The 19,600-nt window shown below is 69.2% G+C and carries 19 protein-coding genes and 1 tRNA gene; 9 read left to right on the top strand and 11 right to left on the bottom strand.

All coding sequences use genetic code 11. The annotated features are described in order from the left end of the window. Positions 1-159: 159 nt before the first annotated feature. Together ACK4FB_RS03865 and ACK4FB_RS03860 are read left to right on the top strand one after the other, a co-directional pair. Positions 160-2,715: a PQQ-binding-like beta-propeller repeat protein gene (locus ACK4FB_RS03865; RefSeq protein ID WP_409748021.1), complete on the top strand. Its 2,556-nt coding sequence runs from the start codon at positions 160-162 to the stop codon at positions 2,713-2,715. A 137-nt stretch (positions 2,716-2,852) separates the two neighbouring features. Further along, positions 2,853-2,927, top strand: a tRNA-Val gene (locus ACK4FB_RS03860). 26 nt (positions 2,928-2,953) lie between these two features. Here the strand turns inward: ACK4FB_RS03860 and ACK4FB_RS03855 are convergent. Beyond that, entirely contained in the window at positions 2,954-3,622 is a 669-nt protein-coding gene (locus ACK4FB_RS03855; RefSeq protein ID WP_409748020.1) for a trimeric intracellular cation channel family protein, read from the bottom strand. Then, complete coding sequence (locus ACK4FB_RS03850; protein WP_409748018.1) at positions 3,619-4,269, bottom strand: DNA-3-methyladenine glycosylase family protein; 651 nt, start codon at positions 4,267-4,269, stop codon at positions 3,619-3,621. The genes ACK4FB_RS03855 and ACK4FB_RS03850 overlap by 4 nt, the downstream gene beginning before the upstream one ends. An 85-nt stretch (positions 4,270-4,354) precedes the next feature. Here ACK4FB_RS03850 and gluQRS point away from each other — a divergent pair, with 85 nt between their 5' ends. Both gluQRS and ACK4FB_RS03840 read left to right on the top strand, forming a co-directional pair. Then, positions 4,355-5,206 carry a tRNA glutamyl-Q(34) synthetase GluQRS gene (gene gluQRS, locus ACK4FB_RS03845; protein WP_409748016.1) on the top strand — a complete coding sequence of 284 codons (852 nt, stop codon included), beginning with the start codon at positions 4,355-4,357 and terminating at the stop codon, positions 5,204-5,206. A 50-nt stretch (positions 5,207-5,256) separates the two neighbouring features. Beyond that, the gene (locus ACK4FB_RS03840) at positions 5,257-6,222 is read left to right on the top strand and encodes a DMT family transporter (protein ID WP_409748014.1); all 966 of its coding nucleotides are present in this window, start codon (positions 5,257-5,259) and stop codon (positions 6,220-6,222) included. Here the strand turns inward: ACK4FB_RS03840 and ACK4FB_RS03835 are convergent. From ACK4FB_RS03835 to ACK4FB_RS03825, 3 genes are all read right to left on the bottom strand, one after another. Then, positions 6,219-6,422, bottom strand: coding sequence for a cold-shock protein (locus ACK4FB_RS03835; RefSeq protein WP_021697934.1), 204 nt, complete (start codon positions 6,420-6,422; stop codon positions 6,219-6,221). The two genes, ACK4FB_RS03840 and ACK4FB_RS03835, sit on opposite strands and share 4 nt — an antisense overlap. Positions 6,423-6,607: 185 nt before the next feature. Then, positions 6,608-7,369 (bottom strand): extensin family protein, encoded by a 762-nt coding sequence (locus ACK4FB_RS03830; RefSeq protein ID WP_409748012.1) that lies wholly within the window; start codon positions 7,367-7,369, stop codon positions 6,608-6,610. Positions 7,370-7,419: 50 nt separating this feature from the next. Next, complete coding sequence (locus tag ACK4FB_RS03825) at positions 7,420-8,514, bottom strand: serine hydrolase domain-containing protein (protein ID WP_409748010.1); 1,095 nt, start codon at positions 8,512-8,514, stop codon at positions 7,420-7,422. Positions 8,515-8,617: 103 nt separating this feature from the next. On the opposite strand from ACK4FB_RS03825, the gene ppk2 reads away from it, so the two are divergent. Further along, positions 8,618-9,367, top strand: a complete 750-nt coding sequence (ppk2, locus tag ACK4FB_RS03820) for a polyphosphate kinase 2 (RefSeq protein ID WP_409748008.1) — start codon at positions 8,618-8,620, stop codon at positions 9,365-9,367. Between the two features lie 13 nt (positions 9,368-9,380). Here the strand turns inward: ppk2 and ACK4FB_RS03815 are convergent, their stop codons facing one another. Continuing rightward, positions 9,381-11,615 (bottom strand): TonB-dependent receptor family protein, encoded by a 2,235-nt coding sequence (locus ACK4FB_RS03815; RefSeq protein WP_409748006.1) that lies wholly within the window; start codon positions 11,613-11,615, stop codon positions 9,381-9,383. Positions 11,616-11,788: 173 nt separating this feature from the next. Here ACK4FB_RS03815 and ubiA point away from each other — a divergent pair, with 173 nt between their 5' ends. Further along, the gene (gene ubiA, locus ACK4FB_RS03810) at positions 11,789-12,718 is read left to right on the top strand and encodes a 4-hydroxybenzoate octaprenyltransferase (RefSeq protein WP_409748004.1); all 930 of its coding nucleotides are present in this window, start codon (positions 11,789-11,791) and stop codon (positions 12,716-12,718) included. A 32-nt stretch (positions 12,719-12,750) separates the two neighbouring features. Continuing rightward, the gene (locus ACK4FB_RS03805; protein WP_409748002.1) at positions 12,751-13,590 is read left to right on the top strand and encodes a PdaC/SigV domain-containing protein; all 840 of its coding nucleotides are present in this window, start codon (positions 12,751-12,753) and stop codon (positions 13,588-13,590) included. A gap of 169 nt (positions 13,591-13,759) precedes the next feature. On the opposite strand, the gene ACK4FB_RS03800 is transcribed toward ACK4FB_RS03805, so the two are convergent. After that, positions 13,760-15,034, bottom strand: a complete 1,275-nt coding sequence (locus tag ACK4FB_RS03800) for an EAL domain-containing protein (protein WP_409748000.1) — start codon at positions 15,032-15,034, stop codon at positions 13,760-13,762. A gap of 97 nt (positions 15,035-15,131) precedes the next feature. Here ACK4FB_RS03800 and ACK4FB_RS03795 point away from each other — a divergent pair, with 97 nt between their 5' ends. Continuing rightward, a complete protein-coding gene (locus ACK4FB_RS03795) occupies positions 15,132-15,902 on the top strand; it encodes an SDR family NAD(P)-dependent oxidoreductase (RefSeq protein ID WP_409747998.1) in 771 nt (256 codons plus the stop codon). Beyond that, complete coding sequence (locus tag ACK4FB_RS03790) at positions 15,892-16,878, top strand: lysophospholipid acyltransferase family protein (protein WP_409747996.1); 987 nt, start codon at positions 15,892-15,894, stop codon at positions 16,876-16,878. The genes ACK4FB_RS03795 and ACK4FB_RS03790 overlap by 11 nt, the downstream gene beginning before the upstream one ends. Here the strand turns inward: ACK4FB_RS03790 and ACK4FB_RS03785 are convergent. The 4 genes from ACK4FB_RS03785 to ACK4FB_RS03770 all read right to left on the bottom strand — a co-directional run bounded on the left by ACK4FB_RS03785 (position 16,821) and on the right by ACK4FB_RS03770 (position 19,510). Further along, positions 16,821-17,330 carry a response regulator gene (locus ACK4FB_RS03785; RefSeq protein ID WP_409747994.1) on the bottom strand — a complete coding sequence of 170 codons (510 nt, stop codon included), beginning with the start codon at positions 17,328-17,330 and terminating at the stop codon, positions 16,821-16,823. The genes ACK4FB_RS03790 and ACK4FB_RS03785 overlap by 58 nt on opposite strands. Before the next feature lie 125 nt (positions 17,331-17,455). Beyond that, positions 17,456-18,298: a M23 family metallopeptidase gene (locus tag ACK4FB_RS03780; RefSeq protein ID WP_409747992.1), complete on the bottom strand. Its 843-nt coding sequence runs from the start codon at positions 18,296-18,298 to the stop codon at positions 17,456-17,458. After that, a complete protein-coding gene (locus ACK4FB_RS03775; RefSeq protein ID WP_409747990.1) occupies positions 18,295-18,501 on the bottom strand; it encodes a DUF2093 domain-containing protein in 207 nt (68 codons plus the stop codon). Before ACK4FB_RS03775 ends, ACK4FB_RS03780 begins: the two co-directional genes overlap by 4 nt. Before the next feature lie 31 nt (positions 18,502-18,532). Continuing rightward, positions 18,533-19,510, bottom strand: coding sequence for an NAD-dependent epimerase/dehydratase family protein (locus ACK4FB_RS03770; RefSeq protein WP_409747988.1), 978 nt, complete (start codon positions 19,508-19,510; stop codon positions 18,533-18,535). Between the last annotated feature and the right edge of the window lie 90 nt (positions 19,511-19,600).

Genomic DNA, 19,600 nt, shown 5'->3' with positions numbered 1-19,600 from the left:
GGGTGATCCGGCTTCCCCGAGCGAGGGCGCCGCTTGCGCCGGGCCGCCTTCCGGATTTCCCTGAACTCCGGCCAAGCTAGCGCGTTGCGTGTTGAACGGCATCAGACGGCAGCGCGCTCGGAGGCGTGCGCCAGGCGCTGGTTCAAGGGAGGGCGGACAATGACGGACTCGCACCGGGGCCACACAGCGTGGCGATGGGTTTATCTGATCTTCGCTGCCCTGGTAGCGCTGATGGGCCTCGCCATGGCTGTGCTGGGGGGCTGGTTGCTGGTCCTGGGCGGAACGCCCTATTACCTCGGCGCGGGCCTGCTCCTCGTGGCCGGGGGCGTTCTGCCCTTCCTGGGGCGCCCCCTGGCGGGACTGGGCGCCATGGCGCTGGCGCTGTTCATCACCGTGATCTGGGCGCTGATCGAGGTCGGGAGCAAGGGCTGGCTTCCGGCGTGGGGGCTGGACCTTGCAGGCCGTGTCGGGGTGATCGCCGGGTTGGTCGGCGCGACCGCCCTTTCGTACCTGTTCTGGCGCACCTCGATCCGCAGTCGCGGAAGTCTGGCGGCGCTGGCGGGCGTCGGGGGCGCGGCGGTGATCGCGGTCGGGCTGATCCTGGGATTCTGGGAACGAACCGAAGACCCTTCCGGCCTTGTGCAGGCGTCTGCACGCGCAGACGTCGCCGGTGATTCAGCGGAAGAATGGACCCATTTCGGCGGCACGGCGGGGGGAAGACGATACTCCGGCCTGAGTCAGGTGCATGCCGGAAACGTCGGCGAACTCGAGGTGGCCTGGACCTTCCGAAGCGGGGACGCCAGCCCCGCTCCGGGCCGGATCTTCTATTCCTCGCAGAATACGCCCATCAAGGTCGGCGACAGCCTGTTCACCTGCACAAGCAGCGCCCAGGTCTTCGCCCTGGATCCGACGACCGGCTATGTCCGCTGGCGTCACGACCCCGGGACGCCGCCCGAGGCGATGGAGCAACTGTTCAGCGTCGCCTGCCGGACGGTCGCCTATTTCGACAACGGCGTGAGCGGCTCGATTCCGAGCATTCCCGCCGTACCGGGCGTCACGCCGGCCATATCGCGCACGGGCGGCGGATGTGAAAGGCGCGTCTATGTGGCGACCGCCGATGGACGGTTGATCGCGCTGGACGCGGTGGGCGGCTACGTGTGCCGCGGCTTCGGCCAGGACGGGGTCGTGGACCTGACGCTGGGCATGGGGCTCCGCGAGCCCGGCTTCGCCTCCAACACCTCGGGGGCCACCGTCGCCGGCGGACTTCTTCTGGTCGGTCAGCAGGTGAGCGACAATCAGCGGCGCGATGCCCCGTCGGGCGTGGTGCGCGCCTATGACGCCATGACCGGCGACCTGCGCTGGGCGTGGGACGCGCTGCGTCCCGACGCGCAGGCGGCCCTCGATCCCGACGACATCTATCCGCGCGGCACCCCCAACGTCTGGAATGTCATCTCTGCCGACGAGGAGTTGGGACTGGCGTTCCTCGGCACCGGAAATCCGGGCGCCGACCACTGGGGTGGCAACCGCACGGAGACCGAGGATCGCTTCACTGCGGCGGTGGTGGCGGTCGACCTGGCCACGGGCGCGACGCGCTGGGTCTTCACCACGGTTCTGCACGACCTGTGGGACTACGACCTGGGCGCCCAGCCCATGGTGCTGGACCTGGAGATCGACGGCCAGAGCCGGCGGGCGATCCTGCAGGGCACCAAGGCGGGCGATCTGTTCGTGCTGGACGCGCTTACCGGCGAACCTCTGCGCCCCGTCGAGCTGCGGCCGACGCCCCAGGGGGGGCTGTTGCCCGGCGAGCGGCTGTCGCCGGTGCAGCCCCGCTCGGTCTTCTATCCGAACCTCAGCGGCGTTCCGGGCCCCGAGCCCGAGCGTATCGACGCGCGCCACCTCTGGGGCCTGACGCCCATCGACGCCGCCTTGTGCCGGATTGAGTTCCATCAACGCCGCTACGAAGGCGCCTTCACCCCGCCCACCCTGGACCAGAAGGGGATGGTGTTGCTGCCCGGGACCGTGGGCGGCATGAATTGGGGCGGCCTCGGGTTCGATCCCGAGCGGCGTCTGGTGATTTCGAACCACTCGCGCCTGCCCAACATCGTGGACATGCATCCGCGTCAGGATGTGCAGGACCGGTCAGCGGGCTCGGGCGGGACGCGGCCGGATCAGGCGATCGCGCCCCAGTCTTCCACGCCCTTTGGCGTCACGCGGCCGATGTGGCTGTCGGCGCTGGGGGTGCCCTGCCTGGCGCCCCCCTGGGGCTATGTGGCCGCCACCCATATCGATACCGGCGAACTGGTGTGGTCCAGGCCCTTGGGCACCGGCTATGACATGGGACCCCTTGGCATCCCCACGCGCCTGAAGATCGCCATGGGTACGCCCAATCTCGGCGGTCCGCTGGTGACCGCCGGAGGGCTGACCTTTATCGCCGCGGCCCAGGACAACTTCCTGCGGGCCTTTGAGACGGCCACGGGCCGACTGGTGTGGGAAGCGCGTCTGCCTGCCGGCGCGCAGGCCGGCCCCATGGCCTATGAGCATCAGGGTCGCCAGTACATCGCCATCACCGTGACCGGCCACGCCCGTTTCGAGACGAAGGAAGGCGACTATCTGGTGGCCTACGCCCTGCCGCCCACGGGACCGGACCTGACCGGCGTGCCCAACGGCGCCGCTGCGGATCCGGACGGAACGGCTCCGGAGGAAGAGGGGCCCTAGGCAGCCTGGGCATGGATGAAGATGTTAAAGGTCCGACGGCGCGCTTCCGACTGCGGTTTGAGACTTGCGGTCGGCGTCGGTCACGGGTTATAGACCGCGCCTTCCCGTCCCCGGGCATGCGCCGGGGACGTCAGGGCGGACGCGTAGCTCAGCGGGAGAGCACCTCGTTGACATCGAGGGGGTCACAGGTTCAATCCCTGTCGCGTCCACCATTTCTCCCATTTCACGACACCGCCCGTCAGGGCCGCAGCGGCGCCGGCGGGAAAGCGGGCAGGCTCCAGCCCCAGCGCAGGGCCCCTGCGCGCAGGGCGAAGCCGATTGTGGTGGCGATGGCGGCGGCCGGCCAGTTTCCCACGTCCAGCGCCTTGAGGGCCACATAGGTCGTGGCCGCGGCGATGGCTGCCGAGACCACGATCTCGCGACGCAGCAGCACCGAGGGCTGGCCCGCCAGAAGGTCCCGCACCACGCCCCCGAAACAGGCGGTCAGGGCCCCCATGACGATGCAGATCAGGGGCGTGGCGCCCCAGGCCTCCGCCTTGGCCGCGCCGATCACGCCGTAGGCCGCCAGCCCGAAGGCGTCCAGCCACAGCAAGAGGCGGAACCGCCAGGGCCGCGCCCCCAGAAGCCACACCGCCACGCTGGCGGCGATGCACATGGCGATGTAGCGCCAGTCCACCACCCAGAACACCGGGGCCCCGATCAGCAGGTCGCGCAGGGTGCCGCCGCCCACGCCCGTGACGGCGGCGAAGAAGGTCATGGTGACCAGATCGTGCCGGTCGCGCGCGGCGGCCAGGGCGCCGGTGGCGGCGAACACCGCCACGCCAATGAGGTCCAGCGCGGCCAGGGGCGCGATCTCGGCGATGGGCAGGTCGGGCGGGGTCAGGCCCAGGATCGAACGGGTGGTCATGCGGCGTCCTCCAGCACGATCTCGCCGCGCTTGACCCCGCCGTACCATGCCCACAGCAGATGCGCCGCCACACCCCGATGGGGCCGCCAGATTTCGGCGCGCACATAGGCCGCCTTCTCGTTCGGACGGTCCTCGGCCGCATCGGCCCAGCGCATGGCTTCCTGCAAGGCCACATCGCCGCCAGGGAACACATCAAGCCGGCCTTCGCAAAACATCAGATAGGTCTCGGCCGTCCATTTGCCGACGCCCTTGACGGCGGTCAGGGCGACGATCGCCTCGTCGTCGCCAAGGGTCTGCATGTGCTCCAGATCGATGCGGCCCTCGGCCTGGGCGCGGGCGATCTCCTGGCCGTATTTCGCCTTCTGGCCGGACAGGCCGAAGGTGCGCAGCGTCTCGATGTTCCGGGCCAGCACCGCTTCCGGCGTAATCTCTCCCAGCCCTTCGCCCACACGTCGCCAGATGGAGGCGGCGGCGGCCACCGACACCTGCTGCTCAACGATCATGCGGAACAGGCCCTCGAACCCGCCGGGCCGCAGGCGCCATTCAAACGTGGGCGTCGTCGCATGGGCGCGCGACAGGGCCGGGTCGGTCTCGGCCAAAGCGGTCCTGGCGGCGGCGATGGCTTCGGGATCGGGGGCGCGGATCATGCAGGCACTATGCCTGTCCTGAGCGTAGGGGGAAGCCGCCGCGTTTGACCGGGTCCGCAAACCGCGAGTCGGCTATGCTTTGCCCATGAGCTTCGTCACCCGCTTCGCGCCATCCCCCACCGGCCTGCTCCACCGGGGCCACGCGTTTTCCGCCTTGACCGCACATAAGGCCGCCCGTGAAGCGGGAGGGCGGTTCATCCTGCGCATCGAGGACATCGATCAGACCCGCTGCCGCCAGGAATACGAGGAGGCGATTCTTGAGGATCTGATCTGGCTGGAGCTGGACTGGGAAACGCCGGTGCGGCGCCAGTCCGATCATCTGAACGACTATGCCGCTGTCATCGAGCACCTGAACGCGCGGGGCCTGCTGTATCGATGTTTCCGCACCCGCCGCGAGATCATGGAGGGCATCGGCCAGGCGCCCCATGGCTCGGCCGAGGCGGTGCGCCCAGGACCCCACGCGCCGGACGAAGAGGCGCGGTTGCTGGATGAGGGCCGGCCCTTCGCCTGGCGTCTGTCGCTGGACCGGGCGCGCGAGGCGCTGGGCCCGGCCTGGGACGACCTCGCGTTCGTTGAACAGGGCGCCGGACCCGATGGCGAGACCGGCGTCATCCGCGCGCGTCCCGAGACGGCGGGCGACGTGGTGCTGGCGCGCAAGGACGCGGGCGTGGCCTATCATCTGGCGGCGACCCACGATGACGCGCTGCAAGGCGTCACCCATGTGATCCGGGGCCGCGACCTCTTCGAGGCCGCCCATATCCAACGCCTTATCCAGGCCCTCATGGGCTGGACCGCGCCGGTCTATCGCCACCACCGACTGCTGATGGGGCCGGACGGGAAACGCTACGCCAAGCGTGACCGGTCACAGACCTTGGCTGAACTGCGCGCGGGCGGCATGACGGTGAAGCGGTTGAGGGCGGAGATGGGGTTCGATTAGGTCCGGATTTCTCCCTCCCCGAGACGGGGAGGGAGATGTATGAGCCAGCCATGATGTCGCCCCGCGTCTCCGCCCTTCTCCCTCTCCTCGTGCTGGTCTGCTCCGCGGTGGTGCTGAGCCTGGCGCCCATTCTGGTGCGGCTGACCGAGACAGGGCCGGCGGCGGCGGGGCTGTGGCGATTCATCTTCGCCCTGCCGCTGCTGTTCCTCCTGACCCACCGGCCGGGCGGCGAGGGCGTGGGACGGCCCTCGAGATGGATGGCGCTGGCGGGGCTGTTCTTCTTTCTGGACCTTTCGTTCTGGCACTACGGGATCGTCATGACCTCCGTGGCCAACGCCACCGTGCTGTGCAACCTCACCCCCGTCGTCGTCACCCTGTTCGCCTGGATCGTGCTGAAACGGCGGCCCCGCGCCGTGTTCGTTCTGGCCCTCGCTTTCGCCATGACCGGCGCCTTCGCCATGGCGGCGGGGGCGGACGGGGGGCAGGGGACTGACCCCTTGCTGGGGGACCTGCTCTCCCTGTCGGTGGCGCTATGGTACGCGGGCTATTTTCTGGCGGTGAAAGCGGCCCGATCCACCGCAGGCGCGGTGCGGGTCATGCTGTGGAGCACCGCCATACCCATTCCCCTGATGCTGGCCGCCTGTCTGGTGCTGGGCGAGGAGATCATTCCCGCCACCCTCGCCGGATGGGCCGCCTGCGTGGGTCTGGGGGTCATGCATGTGGCGGGGCAGGGCGGGGTGGCCTGGGCCCTGGGCCGGGTCTCGGCCGCCATGACCGCCGTGGTCATCCTGATCCAGCCGGTGGCGGCGGCGATCCTGGGCTGGCTGATCTTCGGCGAGACCATGACGGCCGTCCAGATGGCCGGCGGCGCCCTGGTGCTGTCCGCCGTGCTGCTGGCTCATTGGTCGGCGCGCGGCCGCCCGCCCGCCGCCCTGGAACGGCAAACGGGCGCGGAATCCATGGATCCCGCGCCCGTCATGTCTTCAAATCCGGGGCCTTCCGGCCGGAAGGATTAGAGAAGCTTGAGGTTCACCGCGGCGGTCTTGCCGCGCTGCTCCTCCAGTTCGTACTCGATGCGGGCGTTCTCATCGAGACCCTGCAACCCCGCCTTCTGCACCGCGGTGACGTGAACGAACACGTCGTTGCCGCCGTTTTCAGGTTGAATGAAGCCGAAGCCCTTCGTGGGGTTGAACCACTTGACCGTGCCGGTCGCCATGTTGCGCACTCCGTAATGGCGCTTCTTCCAGTCGTACGCCCCGACGGAGCGCACGGCGATCCGATCACGAGAACCCGTTCAGGTGAACGGGTGATCACGCGCGGTCGACCACGCGCAATCTCGGATCACGCCAACTTTCTCACCTGTCTGTCCAAAGGGGTCAACCGGGAAACGACACACCCGTTTCAGCGGCAAAAGCCCCGGTCAGCCCCGTCGAAATGCAGATGATCCTCGTGGGCGGCGTTGTATTCCGGCCCCAGCACCGTCGAGAACACCTGACAGGCGCCCCGGCTGAGCCGGCGCAGGAACACCGAGCCCTGGCGCCCGGCCGGACCCTCGCCGTCCCAGTCCGCTGCCAGGGTGACCCGCCGACCGTCCTCCAGCGTCACCCCCGCCACGTCCAGCGCATTGGCCCGCGCATGCTCGCTGGGCCGGTCATTGACCTGTTCCGATCCGTAGATGCGGCGGCAGGAATAGGAACCGTAGTTGTCCACACGGGCCGCATCCGATCCGAAGGTCTCCTGCGCCGCGGGCCGCAGCACCTGACGGTCCCAGATCACGTAGCGCATGGCCAGGGGGCACTGCATGATCACCCCGGCCGGCGCCAGAGGCGTCACGTCCCCGCCGGTGATGCGCACCGCGCCGCGAACAATGCAGAATCCGCCGTCGTCGCGGTCCCCTGCGCGCTGCACCTCCACGCCCGCCTCGCGAAGCATCGCCATGCAGGCGTCGGTGACGGCGGTCACCTCTTCGGCCGCCGCCGTGCGGGCCAGTTCGAAGTCGGACACCTTGGCGGCCGTGGCCCGCCCGATGGGCGCGTCAAGATCCAGCGGTTTCCACGGCAGATCCTGGGGCGGGGCGAACGCGTTCAGCAGAAAGAAACCCGCAATGACGCCCAGCGCCAGCTCCCACAGCAGGTTCCAGAAGTCGGCGAGGTCACGATCCATCACCCCTGTCTAGACCAAGGGCGTGACGGTGCCAAAACGCCTTCTCCCGTTTACGGGCGGATCAGCCGGGCGGCCAATCCCTGGGTCGCGGGTCCGCCCCGGCCGTGATCATTGGAGGCGGCGACAGCGGCCAGCCCCCGTGCAGGCGCAATGATCGTCGTCACATGCCACAGGGTGTTGGAGCCTTCATGGGCCAGCATCGGGCCGCCGGTCAGCGGACTGTCGGCCGACACGGCCCAGCCCAGGGCGTAGTCCGCGCCGTCCGGCGGCGTGGTCAGTCGGGCGAGAGTTTCCGGCGTCACGAAGCCGCCGCCATCGGTCAGGAACAGGATCAGGAACCGGCCATAGTCCGCCAGCGTCATATGGATTGTGGCCCCCGGCCCCATCATCGAGGGATTGTCCGATCCCGCTTGATCCGGCTCCACCGGCACGGGTCCGCCCAGATTCATGTGTCCGCGCGGCTGATCCCCCGACGGCGGACCGAACCCGCCGCTGGTGATCCCCAGCGGCTGGAACAGCCGCGCGCGCATGGCGTCTTCCCACGTCGTCCCGGTCAGGCGCTCGATGGCCGCCCCGACCAGAATGTAGTTCAGGTTGCCATAGGCGAAGACTCCCGGCTCCCCCGCGGGCGGCCGGTTCAGGGCGCGGCGGGCCAGATCGGTGCGCTGTTCGTTCACGGGACGGCCGTCGCTGAACCCGGCGGCGCGGGTGGGCAGGTCCAGCACCGTAGTGTCCAGCAGGCCCCCCCGGTGGGTCATCAGATCCTCGATCGTGGTTTCCGCCCACGCTGCGTCGACTTCCATATCCGGGAACAGCCCGGGCAGGGTCGCGCCCCACCGGGCCAGCCCGTCCTCCACCAGCCGCCCGTACAGCATCGCCGTCATGGCCTTGGTGTTGGAGCCCAGATGCCACAGGTCGTCGCCGGTCACGGCGTCGTCGCTCCCGGCGGCCCGCACCCCTGCGGCCCCGCTCCAGATCAGGCCCTCCCGTCCGATGACGGCTCCCGCCAGAGCGGGCGCGCCGGAGCGCTCCAGCGCCTCTGTCAGCACCGCGTCGCGGGGCAAGGGCGTCGCCATCGCCCGTTCTGCGGTTCCGGCGACCGTCAGGGCGGCTGCGGTCGTGATCATGCGGCGGCGGTCGAGCATGGAGAACTCCTGTGATCCTGCGGGCAGTCTAGCGGGATCGCGGACTCTTTCATCCCTGACGCGCCCCGCTTGCGCCCCGGCGCCGCCGGACGCACTGTGGGGCATGACAAAGAACAGCGGTTACAAGGCGAGCCTGAAGCGGCTCCAGATCGAGATGGTCCAGACCCAGGCCTGGCTGATGGCCGAAGGCCGCCGGGTGCTGGTGGTGCTGGAGGGGCGCGACACCGCCGGCAAGGACGGCGCCATCCGCCGCATGACCGCCCACATGGCGCCCCGGAACACCCGTGTGGTCGCCCTGCCCAAGCCCACAGAGCGCGAGACCACCCAGTGGTATTTCCAGCGCTACACCCCCCACTTCCCGGCGGCAGGTGAGTTCGTGGTGTTCAACCGCTCCTGGTACAACCGCGGCGGCGTCGAGCCGGTGATGGGCTTCTGCACCCCGGCCGAGCACGCCGCCTTCCTCGAGGACGCGCCCGAATTCGAGGACATGCTGACCCGCCACGGCATCGCCCTGATCAAGCTGTGGCTGGACATCAGCCGCGAGGAGCAGGCCGCCCGGCTCGAGGCGCGCCGCGAGGACCCGCTCAAGAAGTTCAAGATCTCGGCCCTGGACGGGGTGGCCCAGGCCCGCTGGGACGACTACTCCACCGCGCGGGACCAGATGCTGTGGGCCACCCATACGGGCCACTCGCCCTGGACCATCGTGGGGACCGACCGCAAGAAGGACGCCCGGCTCGGCATCATGAGTCACGTCCTGTCCCGGCTGGAGCGCCCGGGCCGTGAAAAACCGATCGTCCCCGACCCGGACCTCGTCTTCCCGTTCCACGAGGCCGAAGGCCGCATGGCGCCCTGACCTCCGGCTTCGATCAGAAGCGCAGGCGCAGACCGCCCATGGCTAGGCGCGGGGCGCCCGGCCGGGCACCGGCGGGCGAGAAGGCCACGTTGTAGACCTCGTTGGTCAGGTTCTGGACGCTGGCGAACAGGGCCACGTTGTCCGTCAGGTCGAACGACCCGGCCATGTCCACCAGGGTCCGCGCGTCGATGCGGTCCTCTGCCGCGACGGGGCCCGATCCCGCCACGGCGCGGGCCTCGCTGACCCGGTTCAGCCGCACGTCGGCGCGCCACCGGTCGAACCGCACCCCGGCGTTCAGGGTCAGCTGATGCGCCGGCAGATAGGGCGCCTCGTCCCCGGCCTGCACATCGCCCCAGGGCTCGTAGCTGGACGAGAAACTGGTGCGGAACTCGGTGTCGGTGAAGGTGTAGACCAGCGACAGCGGCACGCCGAAGCCCGCGCCCATGGCCAAGCCCAGATCATAGGCCGCCGTCGCCTCCACGCCGCGCGCCACGAAGGCTCCGCCCGAGAACTGGTCGCCGATGGTGCAGCCGCCGCCCGTCGAGGCCGTGCAGGTTCCCAGCAGATTGTCGTAGTCGTTGACGTAGGCGATGACCTCCACGTCCAGCCCGCCTGACCGGTGTCGCACGCCCGCCTCATAGTTCCACGAGGTCTCCGGCTCCACCGAGGAGCCCGGGCCGGGGTTGGAGAAACCCCTGTGCGCCCCGGCCACCAGCCGCAGGGACGGGGTCAGGTCATAGGTCAGGCCCACGCCGGGGATCCACACGTCGACGCTGGACTCGAGCACGGACAGGGGCGCGCCGCGCGGACCGCCCACCAGGGCGTAGTTGGTGCGGGTCAGGTCTATGGTCTCATAGCGAACGCCCGGGGTCAGGGTCAGGGCCCCGGTCCGGATCACGTCCCGCACGAAGAAGGCCCAGGCCTCGGCCTCGCCGACCCGGTTGTCCTGCACGCCGTCCACGCCCCGGGTGGTCAGGACCATGGTCCCGTCGTCCATGCGGTAGAGGTCATCGCGCTGGAACCGGTCCTCGGAATCCTGGTGATAGCGGGCCGAAACCTCCAGCTGGTGGGACAGGGCGCCCGTGTGGAAGCGGGCGGTCAGCACCGTCTGGATGCCCTCTGATTCATAGGCGCGGTTGTTGTTGCGCACCCGCAGGGCGCCGTCGGCGCTGGTGAATCCGTCCGCCCCGACCAGCACGGCCATCTGGTCCGCATAGGCGCCCGGATCGGCCAGCACCGCGCCGATCCCGACCCAGCCGGTCCCGGCCGAATTGCGCACGTCGTTCAGCTTGTACCAGGCCCGGGTGGTCTCTGTGCGGTAGGCGATGGTGGTCAGGTCCAGGGCGCTGGACAGGGCGATGCGGTGGGTCAGCTGCCAGGTGTCGTGGGCCACGTTCATGCGGTCGACCTGGCTGCCGTTGTAGCGCCGGAACGGATCAGCGCCGAAGTCCGCCAGGGTCAGGCCAAGATAGGTTTCGTGCGAGGTCTCGTCATAGGTCTGGTGCTTCAGCTCCAGCGACTGGGGCAGGACGGCGCCCGGCCCGGTGCGCACGGCCAGCTTGAACACCAGATCGTCGATGTCGAATCCGGTGGGGCCGCCGTTGTCCAGAATCTTGAAGCCGTCGCTCTCCTCGCGCAGCCCCTCGATCAGGCCCCCGAACTCGAGCCCCCCGCCCAGCGGCGCCCAGCCCCCGACCCAGCCGTGGGCGCGCAGGGCGCCGTCGGTTCCGCCGAGAATCTCCAGCTCGCCGGCCGCCGTGTCCGGGATCGGCGTGGAGAACAGATTGATCGCCCCTCCGGTGGTCAGGGGGCCGTATTTGATGGCCCCGGGGCCCTTGGTCACCTCCACGCCCGTCATGCGCGTCAGACGGGGAAAATAGTAGGCGGCCGGGGCCGCGTAGGGCGCCGGGGCGATCAGCACGCCGTCCTCCATCACTGCCACCCGGCCGGAACGGTCTGTGCCCGACCCCCGGATGCCGATGTTGGGGCGCAGGCCGAACCCGTCCTCCTCCTGCAGGAACACGCCCGGCACCTGACGCAGCACCTGGTTGACGTCGGCGTGGCCGAAGACGTCCAGCGCAGCGTTGTCCAGGAAGGTCGCTGAGCCGCCCACCGTGCGGGCGTCCTCCGCCGAGGCGGTGACGATGACCGCCTCCAGCACCACGGGATCGCTGTCTGCGGCCCAGGCGGCCGGGGCGGCCAGGGCGGCGGAAAGAGCGAGGATCGAGGCGGCGGCGCGATGACGCATGACGGCGGGCTCCGGGTGGCGCCGCTTTTTCTGCGACGCATTCTTAAGGTTGGCGGCTTCTAGGCGGGGCGGTGCAGACAGGCAATGCGACCCATTTGCATTATGCGTCCCTGTGGCGCCGAAACGACATCGTTCCTCTCGCCCGGGCCGCAAAGCGGCGCTATGGCTCGGCCATGAGCACCTCGCCGCTTCCCGACGCCGCGCGCGCCAACTGGGTGGACCGCTTCGCGCCGGAAGGCCTGAAGCCGTGGCTGAAGCTGGGCCGCTTCGACCGGCCCATCGGCGTCTGGCTGCTGCTGCTGCCCGGCTGGCAGGGGATTGCTCTGGCGCTGGCCCAGAATCGGGCGGCGCCGGACGCATACGGCTGGTGGCTGCTGGCCGCCTTCGCCGTCGGGGCCTGCCTGATGCGGGCGGCGGGCTGCGCCTTCAACGACATCGTCGACCGCGACATCGACCGGCAGGTGGCCCGCACCGCCGCCCGGCCCGTCGCCTCCGGCCGCATCCGCGTGAAGGGGGCCTGGGCCTTCGTCATCGGCTGTTCGCTGGTGAGCCTGCTGATCCTGCTGACTTTCAACCTGACCGCCATATTGCTGGGCGTGGGCTCGCTGGCGCTGGTGGCGGCCTATCCCTTCATGAAGCGCATCACCTGGTGGCCCCAGGCCTGGCTGGGCCTGACCTTCAACTGGGGCGCCCTGATGGGGTTCGCCGCCGTGGGCGGGCAGGTGCATCCGGCGGTGTTTCTGCTCTATCTGGGCGGCGTCTTCTGGACCCTCGGCTACGACACCATCTACGCCCTTCAGGACATTGAGGACGACGCCATGGTCGGGGTGAAGTCCTCCGCCCGGCGGCTGGGCGGCAAGGTCAGGACCGGCGTCGCGGTGTTCTACGGCCTGGCCGTCCTGTGCGCGGCGGGGGCCGGGGCGTTGGTTGGTCTGGGCCCGCTGTTCGCCCTGGGCCTGCTGGCGTACGCCGGTCATCTGGCGCTGCAGGGGGCTCGTCTGAAGCCCGACGACGGGGTCCTGGCCCTGCGCCTGTTCAAATCCAACCGCGAGGCGGGCCTGATCCTGCTGGCCGCCGTCGCGCTCGGCGCGATCCCGTTGTAGGGTCAGCCATCCTTCCCGAGGAGACGTCGAAGATGAGCCTGCCTTCCCGCGCCCTGATCATCACAGCCGCCGCGGCCCTGACCCTCGCCGCCTGCGACCGACGCGAGCGCGAGGCCCCCGCCCCCGAGGCGCCGGCCGAGGGCGCCGCGGTCACCCCCGCCGACGGCGCGGCGCCCATGACCTACGAGAGCGAGAACCGCTTCGCCCAGGTCAATCTGGCCCTGCCCGAAGCCGTACGCGCCCAGCCGGACCTGCACGCCCGCCTGTATGCGGAAGCCGTGCGCGAGCTGCGCACCTTCTCCGAGGGCGCCCAGGCGGACCGCACCGAATACGAAGGCGACATGGACCTGCCGCCCTATTCCAAGCACATCGACTATGTGGCCGCGGGCGAGACCGGCAAGCTGATCAGCCTGCAGCGCAACAGCTCCGAATACACCGGCGGCGCCCACCCCAACCCGGCCTATGGCGCGGTGATCTGGGACAAGGCCCTCAAGCAATTCGTCCAGCCGGCCCAGCTGTTCCGGCGCGGCGCCGACCTGTCGGCGCTGGACCAGGCCCTGTGCGACGCCATCAACACCGCTCGCCGTGCGCGCAACCCCGGCGCCGAGACCATCGGTCTGAATCCGACTCAGAGCGGTTGGTCGTGCCCCCGCGCGGGCACGACCCCCTTCGTGCTGGCGTCGTCCACCACGCCGGGCAAGGCGGGCGGGCTGGTCTTCCTCATCGGCCCCTACCAGGTCGGCCCCTACGCCGAGGGCGGCTACGAGATCGCGGTGCCCCAGTCGGTGTTCCGGTCCCTGCTGGCCCCCGCCTACGCCGACGAGTTCGCCGGCCAGCCCCCCCGCACCGGCGACATCACAGACCTGGGCTAAAATCCTCCCCGTTTGCGGGGAGGGGAGCCCCCGGGGTGGTGGAGGGGGCGATCCGGTGTTCGCCGCATGAATCGCCAAATCTCTGTCCGCCCGCGCCGCCCCCTCCGTCACGCGCGCTGACTCGCGCCCGCGCCACCTCCCCATCTCAGGAATGGGGAGGAGATCCTGGTCAGGCGAAGCGGCGGCGGCGTTCGGCGCTTTGGAGGGTGTCGCGGACGAAGTCGGAGGGCGTGTCCGCCTCGGCCAGCACCGCTTCCTTGATGGCGCGGGGCTCGCCGAACAGGTGGCCCTGGCCCATGGCGATGTCCAGCTCCAGCACGTCCACCGCCTGACGCTCGGTCTCCACCTTCTCGGCGATGACCTCCATGCCGTAGCGGCGCACCAGACCGGCGAAGTCGGCGGCCTGGATGTCGCGCAGGGACGGCACGGCCGCGCCCGCGTCCTGATCCAGCAGTTGTTCGATCAGGAGGTCGGCGGCGATCTTGACGAACTTGACGTCAGAGCGCTGCAGGTCGGTGAAGTCCAGATCGAGGGTCTGGACCTTGTCGATGGAGAAGCGGAAGCCCAGGTCGGCCAGCTTGGCCATGTTGCGGGCCTCCACCGCGCCGCGCGCGTCGAACACCGCCTGGCCCAGCTCGAAGATCAGGGCGTCCTTCAGATCGCGGTTCTCGCTGAGGAACTCGAGAAATTTGGGAAAGAAGGTCTCGTCGCCCAGCGAGGTCAGGGAGACGTTGCAGAACACCCCCACCTTGCGGTCCTGGGTCGCCAGCCGGCGCACGATCTGGGCGCAGCGGAACAGCAGCAGGTTGTCGATGGCGGGGACCAGACCCTCGCCCTCGGCCACCGACAGATATTCGGCGGGCATCAGCACCCGGCCGGTGCCGTCTCGCAGGCGGGTGAAGCTCTCGTAGAAGGTGGTGCGCCGCTGGGGCAGGGTGACCACCGGCTGCAGGTACAGATCCACCCGGTTGTCGGCCAGGGCGTCCTGGACCGTGCGCAGCAGGGCGCCTTGCTGTTGATAGATACGGGCTTCCAGACTGCCGGGCGGATAGGCGGGCGTGGCGGCCAGCTTGGCCTCGAGCCCCTCGCTGATCTGGGTGACGAGGCTTTCCAGCATGCGCACCTCGGTGGTCAGCTCCTCGGTGCGCGACAGGGCGCCGGTCTCGATGGCCTGGGCCAGTTCGGACAGGGCGTTCTGGGTGTTCTCCATGGCGTCGGCCAGCAGGCGATGGGCCTGACGCACGGCTTCCACCTCCTTGCGGATGGCGCGGCGGTCCAGCGCCCCGGTCACCAGGGCGTGCATGGCCATGCCGACGCCGAGCGCTCCGAAGAACGCCGCCGCAGCATTGCCCAGCCCGAAGCCCGCGCGCCAGATGAGCGCCGAGACCGTCAGGGCCAGAAACAGGTAGGATGCAAAAAGCAGCCCGAATGTGATCTTGCGCATGGGAATGGATCGCCGCCTTCCCGGATGGAATCGCCTGAGTATCAGGGTATCAGGGGTCCGCGGCTAGTGCCGTATAGGGGAACAAGAAGGTTAACGCATGAAACTGTTCGATTTGTCGGGGAAAACCGCCGTCATCACCGGTTCGTCCAAGGGCATCGGCAAGGCGATCGCCGAGCAGATGGCCGACCACGGCGCCAATGTCGTCATCTCGTCGCGCAAGGCCGGGCCATGCGAGGAGGTCGCCCAGGCCATCAATGCGAAGCACGGGGAGGGCCGCGCCATCGCCGTTCCCGCCAACATCGCATCAAAGGAAGACCTGCAGCGTCTCGTGGACGAGACCAACGTCGCCTTCGGCCAGATCGACATCCTGGTGTGCAACGCCGCCACCAATCCTTACGCCGGGCCCATGGCCGGGATTACCGACGAGCAGTTCGAAAAGATCCTTCAGAACAACGTCATCTCGAATCACTGGTTGATCCAGATGGTCGCGCCCCAGATGCTGGAGCGGAAGGACGGCTCCATCATCCTGCTGTCCTCCATCGGCGGGCTGCGCGGCAACGCCCTGATCGGCGCCTACAATGTCTCCAAGGCCGCCGACATGCAGATGGCGCGCAATCTGGCGGTGGAGTGGGGGCCATCCAACGTGCGGGTGAACTGCATTGCCCCGGGACTGGTCCAGACCGATTTCGCCAAATATCTGTGGGAGAACCCGGACCTGCTGAAGACCGTCACCGAGCCGGCGCCCCTGCGGCGCATCGGCCAGCCCGACGAGATCGCCGGGGCGGCGGTCTATCTGGCGGCGCCCGCCTCCGCCTACATGACCGGCCAGACCCTGGTGATCGACGGCGGGGTCACCATTGCCTGGTAGGCGCGCAGTTCACGGCCGGGACGACAATCCGTCGCCCGGAAAACGCCTGGGCTGGCTGGCCCAGGCGGCGGCCTTCGCGGCCTATTCCGGCCTGATGCGCGCCCTCCCGCTGGAGACGGCGTCGAACTTCGGCGCGTGGCTGGTGGCCCGCATCGGTCCCATGACCAGCGCCGAAAGGACAGTTCAGAGAAACCTCCGTCTTGCCTTTCCGGACATGGACGAGGCCGGACGCGCGGCCCTGGCCCGCGCCCAGTGGGAAAGCACCGGGCGCACCTTCGCCGAATTTCCTCTCATGGACCGCATCACGCCGGGGACCGGGCGGGTGAAGGTGGTGGGGGCCGAGCGACTGCACGCCCTGCGCGACAGCGGCCGGGCGGCGGTGCTGGTATCGGGGCACTTCTCGAACTGGGAGGCCATGGCCGCGGCCATCGTCTCGACGGGCCTGAAGACCCAGGTCACCTACCGCGCGGGCAACAACCCCTATGTGGACCGCATGATCACCGCACAGCGCGCCCGCTACGGGGTCGAACTGATGGCGGCCAAGGGCGGGGACGGCGCGCGCGAATTGCTGGAGGGCATGAAGCGCGGTGAGTCGGTGGCCCTGCTGAACGACCAGAAATTCCGCGAGGGGCCGACGGTGGCCTTCTTCGGCCATCCGGTGAACACCGCCACGGGCCCCAGCCGTCTGGCGCAGCGTTTTGACGCCCCCATCGTTCCGGTCACCGTGGAGCGGTCAGGCCCGGCCCGCCTGATCGTGACCTTCCATCCCGAGATGCGGGTGCGGCCCGCCACGTCGGCCGCCGACAAGGCCCGTGCCGTGGAAGAGGCCACCCAGGCCATCACCCGCTTTATCGAGGACCAGGTGCGCGCCCGGCCCCAGGAATGGTTCTGGACACACAAGCGCTTTCCCGACGCGGTTTACGCCACGTTGGAGGCCGAGCCCGCGTCGTTGGAGCGACGCCAGGGACCGGCGTAGTCTTCCATCGTCTTGCGGCGACGGCAGGGCCCGAAATAGTCATCGGCCTTCACGAAGGGGCGGGGGTTGAAGATCACCGCGTGAATCCGGTCCAGCATCGCCTTGGGCTTGACCGGCTTGACCACGAACTCGGTGACGCCCGCGTCGCGGGCCTGCTGCACCTTTGCCCGTTCGGAATGGCCGGTCATCATGATGATGGGCAGATACGGATTGGCGCTGTCGGGACTGTTGCGGACCATGCGCGTGAACTCCACACCGTCCAGCGGGAACATGTTGAAGTCCACGATGGCCAGATCGATCGGCACATGATTCATCGCCTTCAGCGCCTCGGCGCCGTCATCGACCTCATGAATGCGTCGGATGCCCGCCGATTTCAGAATTGCACTGGCGATGGTGCGCATATGCTGGTTGTCGTCCACCAGCAAAACCTCGAGCGCTTCCATGGCCGCCATTGCCGTTCCCTCTCCAAAACGGCCCCCGCCGATTCGGCGAACGTTAGGGACAAAGATCGGGCGTGAAAATCCCCGACAACGGGCCCGTGGGTCATTGACGCGGTTTCGTGTCCCGTCGGCCTCGATCAGGCCGGAGGCGGGGCCGCCGCGTCGATCAGCAGACTGGGGTCCAGGTTGCGGTCGCGCCATCTCAGCCGCCAGCACAGGTGCGGCCCCGTGGCCCGGCCGCTGGCGCCCACCCTGCCGATGGGCTCGCCCTGAACCACCTGCTGGCCGGGCCGCACATCCAGCCGTGATTGGTGCAGATAGGCAGAGATCAGGCCCTGGCCATGGTCGATCAGGGTCAGGCCGCCCTCGAAATGCAGGTCCGGCGCGGCCAGGGTCACCAGCCCGTCGGCCGGGGCCCGGATCACCGCGCCGGTCGGCGCGCCAAGGTCGATGCCGTAATGGGGCCGGGCCGCCGTGCCGTTCAGGACGCGCTGGGCGCCCCAGCGGCTGGTGACCCGCCAGGTCTCCAGCGGGCGGATGAAGCCGCCGTTGAAATGGTCGGCGTCCGCGCGGCTGGCGAAGCCTTCGGTCTTCAGCGCCGCCTCGCGCTGGATTCGGGCCAGGACCTCGGGCGCGGTGGGGGTCACCGTCTGGGGCGGCAGGCCGTCGATGCGGGTGATGGCGAAATCGCCCTGGGCGATGGTCAGATCACGGCTCTCGCGCCGGACGCCGGACAGGACCTCGATCCGGGCCGACGTCGGGGCGTCCCGGTCGAAGCCGACGATGAACAGCCCCGCCGCCGAGGCGGTGGTCAGGGCCTCGCCGTTCACGAAGACGATGGCGCGGGGCCAGGTGCGGCCCATGGCGAAGCCGCCCTGGACGAACCGCCCGTTCAGGGCCAGGCCCTCACGCGACCATGCGGGTCCGGCCAGCCCCAGGGCGCCGGCGCCCAGAAGGAAGGAGCGACGGGCGGAGATCATGCCGCTGCGGCCCGTTCCATCAGTTCTCCCGGACCCACATAGGCCTCCTGCAGATCGATGCTCCAGTAGCGCAGGGCGTCCAGCGGGATCTGGCGCCCTGTGACGGCGCAGACGACGAACCGTCCGGGCTTCAGCACCACATAGTCGCCGTCGCCGTAGTGAAGCTGGGCCAGGCCTTCGAGATTGGGGTCATGGGCGTTCATGGTCCTTGTCTAACGCTGCGAGGGCGCCCTGTCAGTCGCCGGCCGCCTCAAAATCCCGATACCAGTCCACGAAACGGGCCAGGCCCTCCTCCAGCATCACCCTGGGCCGATAGCCGGTCAGGGCGTTCAGGCGGGATATGTCGGCATGGGTGGCGGTGACGTCGCCGGGCTGCATGGGTTTCATCACCTTGACCGCCTCGCGTCCCAGCAGCCGTTCCAGGGTGGCGATCATCTCCATCAGGCCCACGGGCCGATCATCGCCGATGTTGAGAATACGGTTCTCGCCGGGGGCAGGGGGGCGGTCCAGCGCGCCGATCACCCCGTTCACGATGTCGTCCACATAGGTGAAGTCGCGCGCCATCTGGCCCTGGCCGTACACCTGGATCGGTTCACCGCTCAGGATGGCCCGCGTGAAACCGTAATAGGCCATGTCCGGCCGTCCCCATGGTCCATAGACGGTGAAGAAGCGCAGCCCGGTCAGGGGAAGGGCATAGAGGCCGGCGTAGGCGTGGCTCATCAGTTCCGCCGACCGCTTGGTGGCGGCGTAGAGCGAGACGGGCGCCATGGCCGCGTCGACTTCGCTGAGCCCGCCTCCGCCCACCGGCTGGTCGCCGTAAACCGAGCTGGACGAGGCATAGACCAGATGCGTCAGGCCGGGAGAGTGGCGCGCGGCCTCCAGCACCGACAGCTGGCCCGCCAGGTTCGAGTGTTCGTAGGCGAAGGGGTTCTCCAGGCTGTACCGGACCCCCGCCTGGGCGGCCAGGTGGATGATGCGATCCGCGCCGCTGGTCCTGACAAGATCGGCGAAGGTCTGGTGATCCGCCACATCGGCGCGCACCATGCGAAAGCCCGGTTGCGCCTCCAGCCGGGCGGCGCGGGCGACCTTCAGCGCGGGGTCGTAGTAGTCGGTGAAATTATCCACCCCGATCACGGCCTCGCCGCGCGTCAGCAGACTTTCGGCCACGTGCATGCCGATGAAGCCCGCGGCTCCGGTGACGATGATCGTCAAAATACGCTCCTGACCCGTTGTGGCCACATGGCGGTCTATGATGCGCGTTCGGCCGGGCGCTTCCTAGTGGGCGGCGCATGGGCTAGGCAG

Origin of the sequence: Brevundimonas sp. (assembly GCF_046299535.1) — a bacterium.
Lineage (GTDB): Bacteria > Pseudomonadota > Alphaproteobacteria > Caulobacterales > Caulobacteraceae > Brevundimonas.
The sequence above is the reverse complement of the archived record's forward strand: the minus strand, read 5'-3'. Positions and strand labels throughout refer to the sequence as shown.

Coding starts and splice junctions, on each gene's coding strand:
- ACK4FB_RS03840 (WP_409748014.1), top strand. CDS start 5,257: ATGATGTCGCCCCGCGTCTCCGCCCTTCTCCCTCTCCTCGTGCTGGTC.
- ACK4FB_RS03865 (WP_409748021.1), top strand. CDS start 160: ATGACGGACTCGCACCGGGGCCACACAGCGTGGCGATGGGTTTATCTG.
- ACK4FB_RS03835 (WP_021697934.1), bottom strand. CDS start 6,422: ATGGCGACCGGCACGGTCAAGTGGTTCAACCCCACGAAGGGCTTCGGC.
- ACK4FB_RS03850 (WP_409748018.1), bottom strand. CDS start 4,269: ATGATCCGCGCCCCCGATCCCGAAGCCATCGCCGCCGCCAGGACCGCT.
- ACK4FB_RS03855 (WP_409748020.1), bottom strand. CDS start 3,622: ATGACCACCCGTTCGATCCTGGGCCTGACCCCGCCCGACCTGCCCATC.
- ppk2 (WP_409748008.1), top strand. CDS start 8,618: ATGACAAAGAACAGCGGTTACAAGGCGAGCCTGAAGCGGCTCCAGATC.
- ACK4FB_RS03825 (WP_409748010.1), bottom strand. CDS start 8,514: ATGCTCGACCGCCGCCGCATGATCACGACCGCAGCCGCCCTGACGGTC.
- ACK4FB_RS03775 (WP_409747990.1), bottom strand. CDS start 18,501: ATGAACGCCCATGACCCCAATCTCGAAGGCCTGGCCCAGCTTCACTAC.
- ubiA (WP_409748004.1), top strand. CDS start 11,789: ATGAGCACCTCGCCGCTTCCCGACGCCGCGCGCGCCAACTGGGTGGAC.
- ACK4FB_RS03785 (WP_409747994.1), bottom strand. CDS start 17,330: ATGGCGGCCATGGAAGCGCTCGAGGTTTTGCTGGTGGACGACAACCAG.
- gluQRS (WP_409748016.1), top strand. CDS start 4,355: ATGAGCTTCGTCACCCGCTTCGCGCCATCCCCCACCGGCCTGCTCCAC.
- ACK4FB_RS03780 (WP_409747992.1), bottom strand. CDS start 18,298: ATGATCTCCGCCCGTCGCTCCTTCCTTCTGGGCGCCGGCGCCCTGGGG.
- ACK4FB_RS03805 (WP_409748002.1), top strand. CDS start 12,751: ATGAGCCTGCCTTCCCGCGCCCTGATCATCACAGCCGCCGCGGCCCTG.
- ACK4FB_RS03830 (WP_409748012.1), bottom strand. CDS start 7,369: ATGGATCGTGACCTCGCCGACTTCTGGAACCTGCTGTGGGAGCTGGCG.
- ACK4FB_RS03795 (WP_409747998.1), top strand. CDS start 15,132: ATGAAACTGTTCGATTTGTCGGGGAAAACCGCCGTCATCACCGGTTCG.
- ACK4FB_RS03815 (WP_409748006.1), bottom strand. CDS start 11,615: ATGCGTCATCGCGCCGCCGCCTCGATCCTCGCTCTTTCCGCCGCCCTG.
- ACK4FB_RS03800 (WP_409748000.1), bottom strand. CDS start 15,034: ATGCGCAAGATCACATTCGGGCTGCTTTTTGCATCCTACCTGTTTCTG.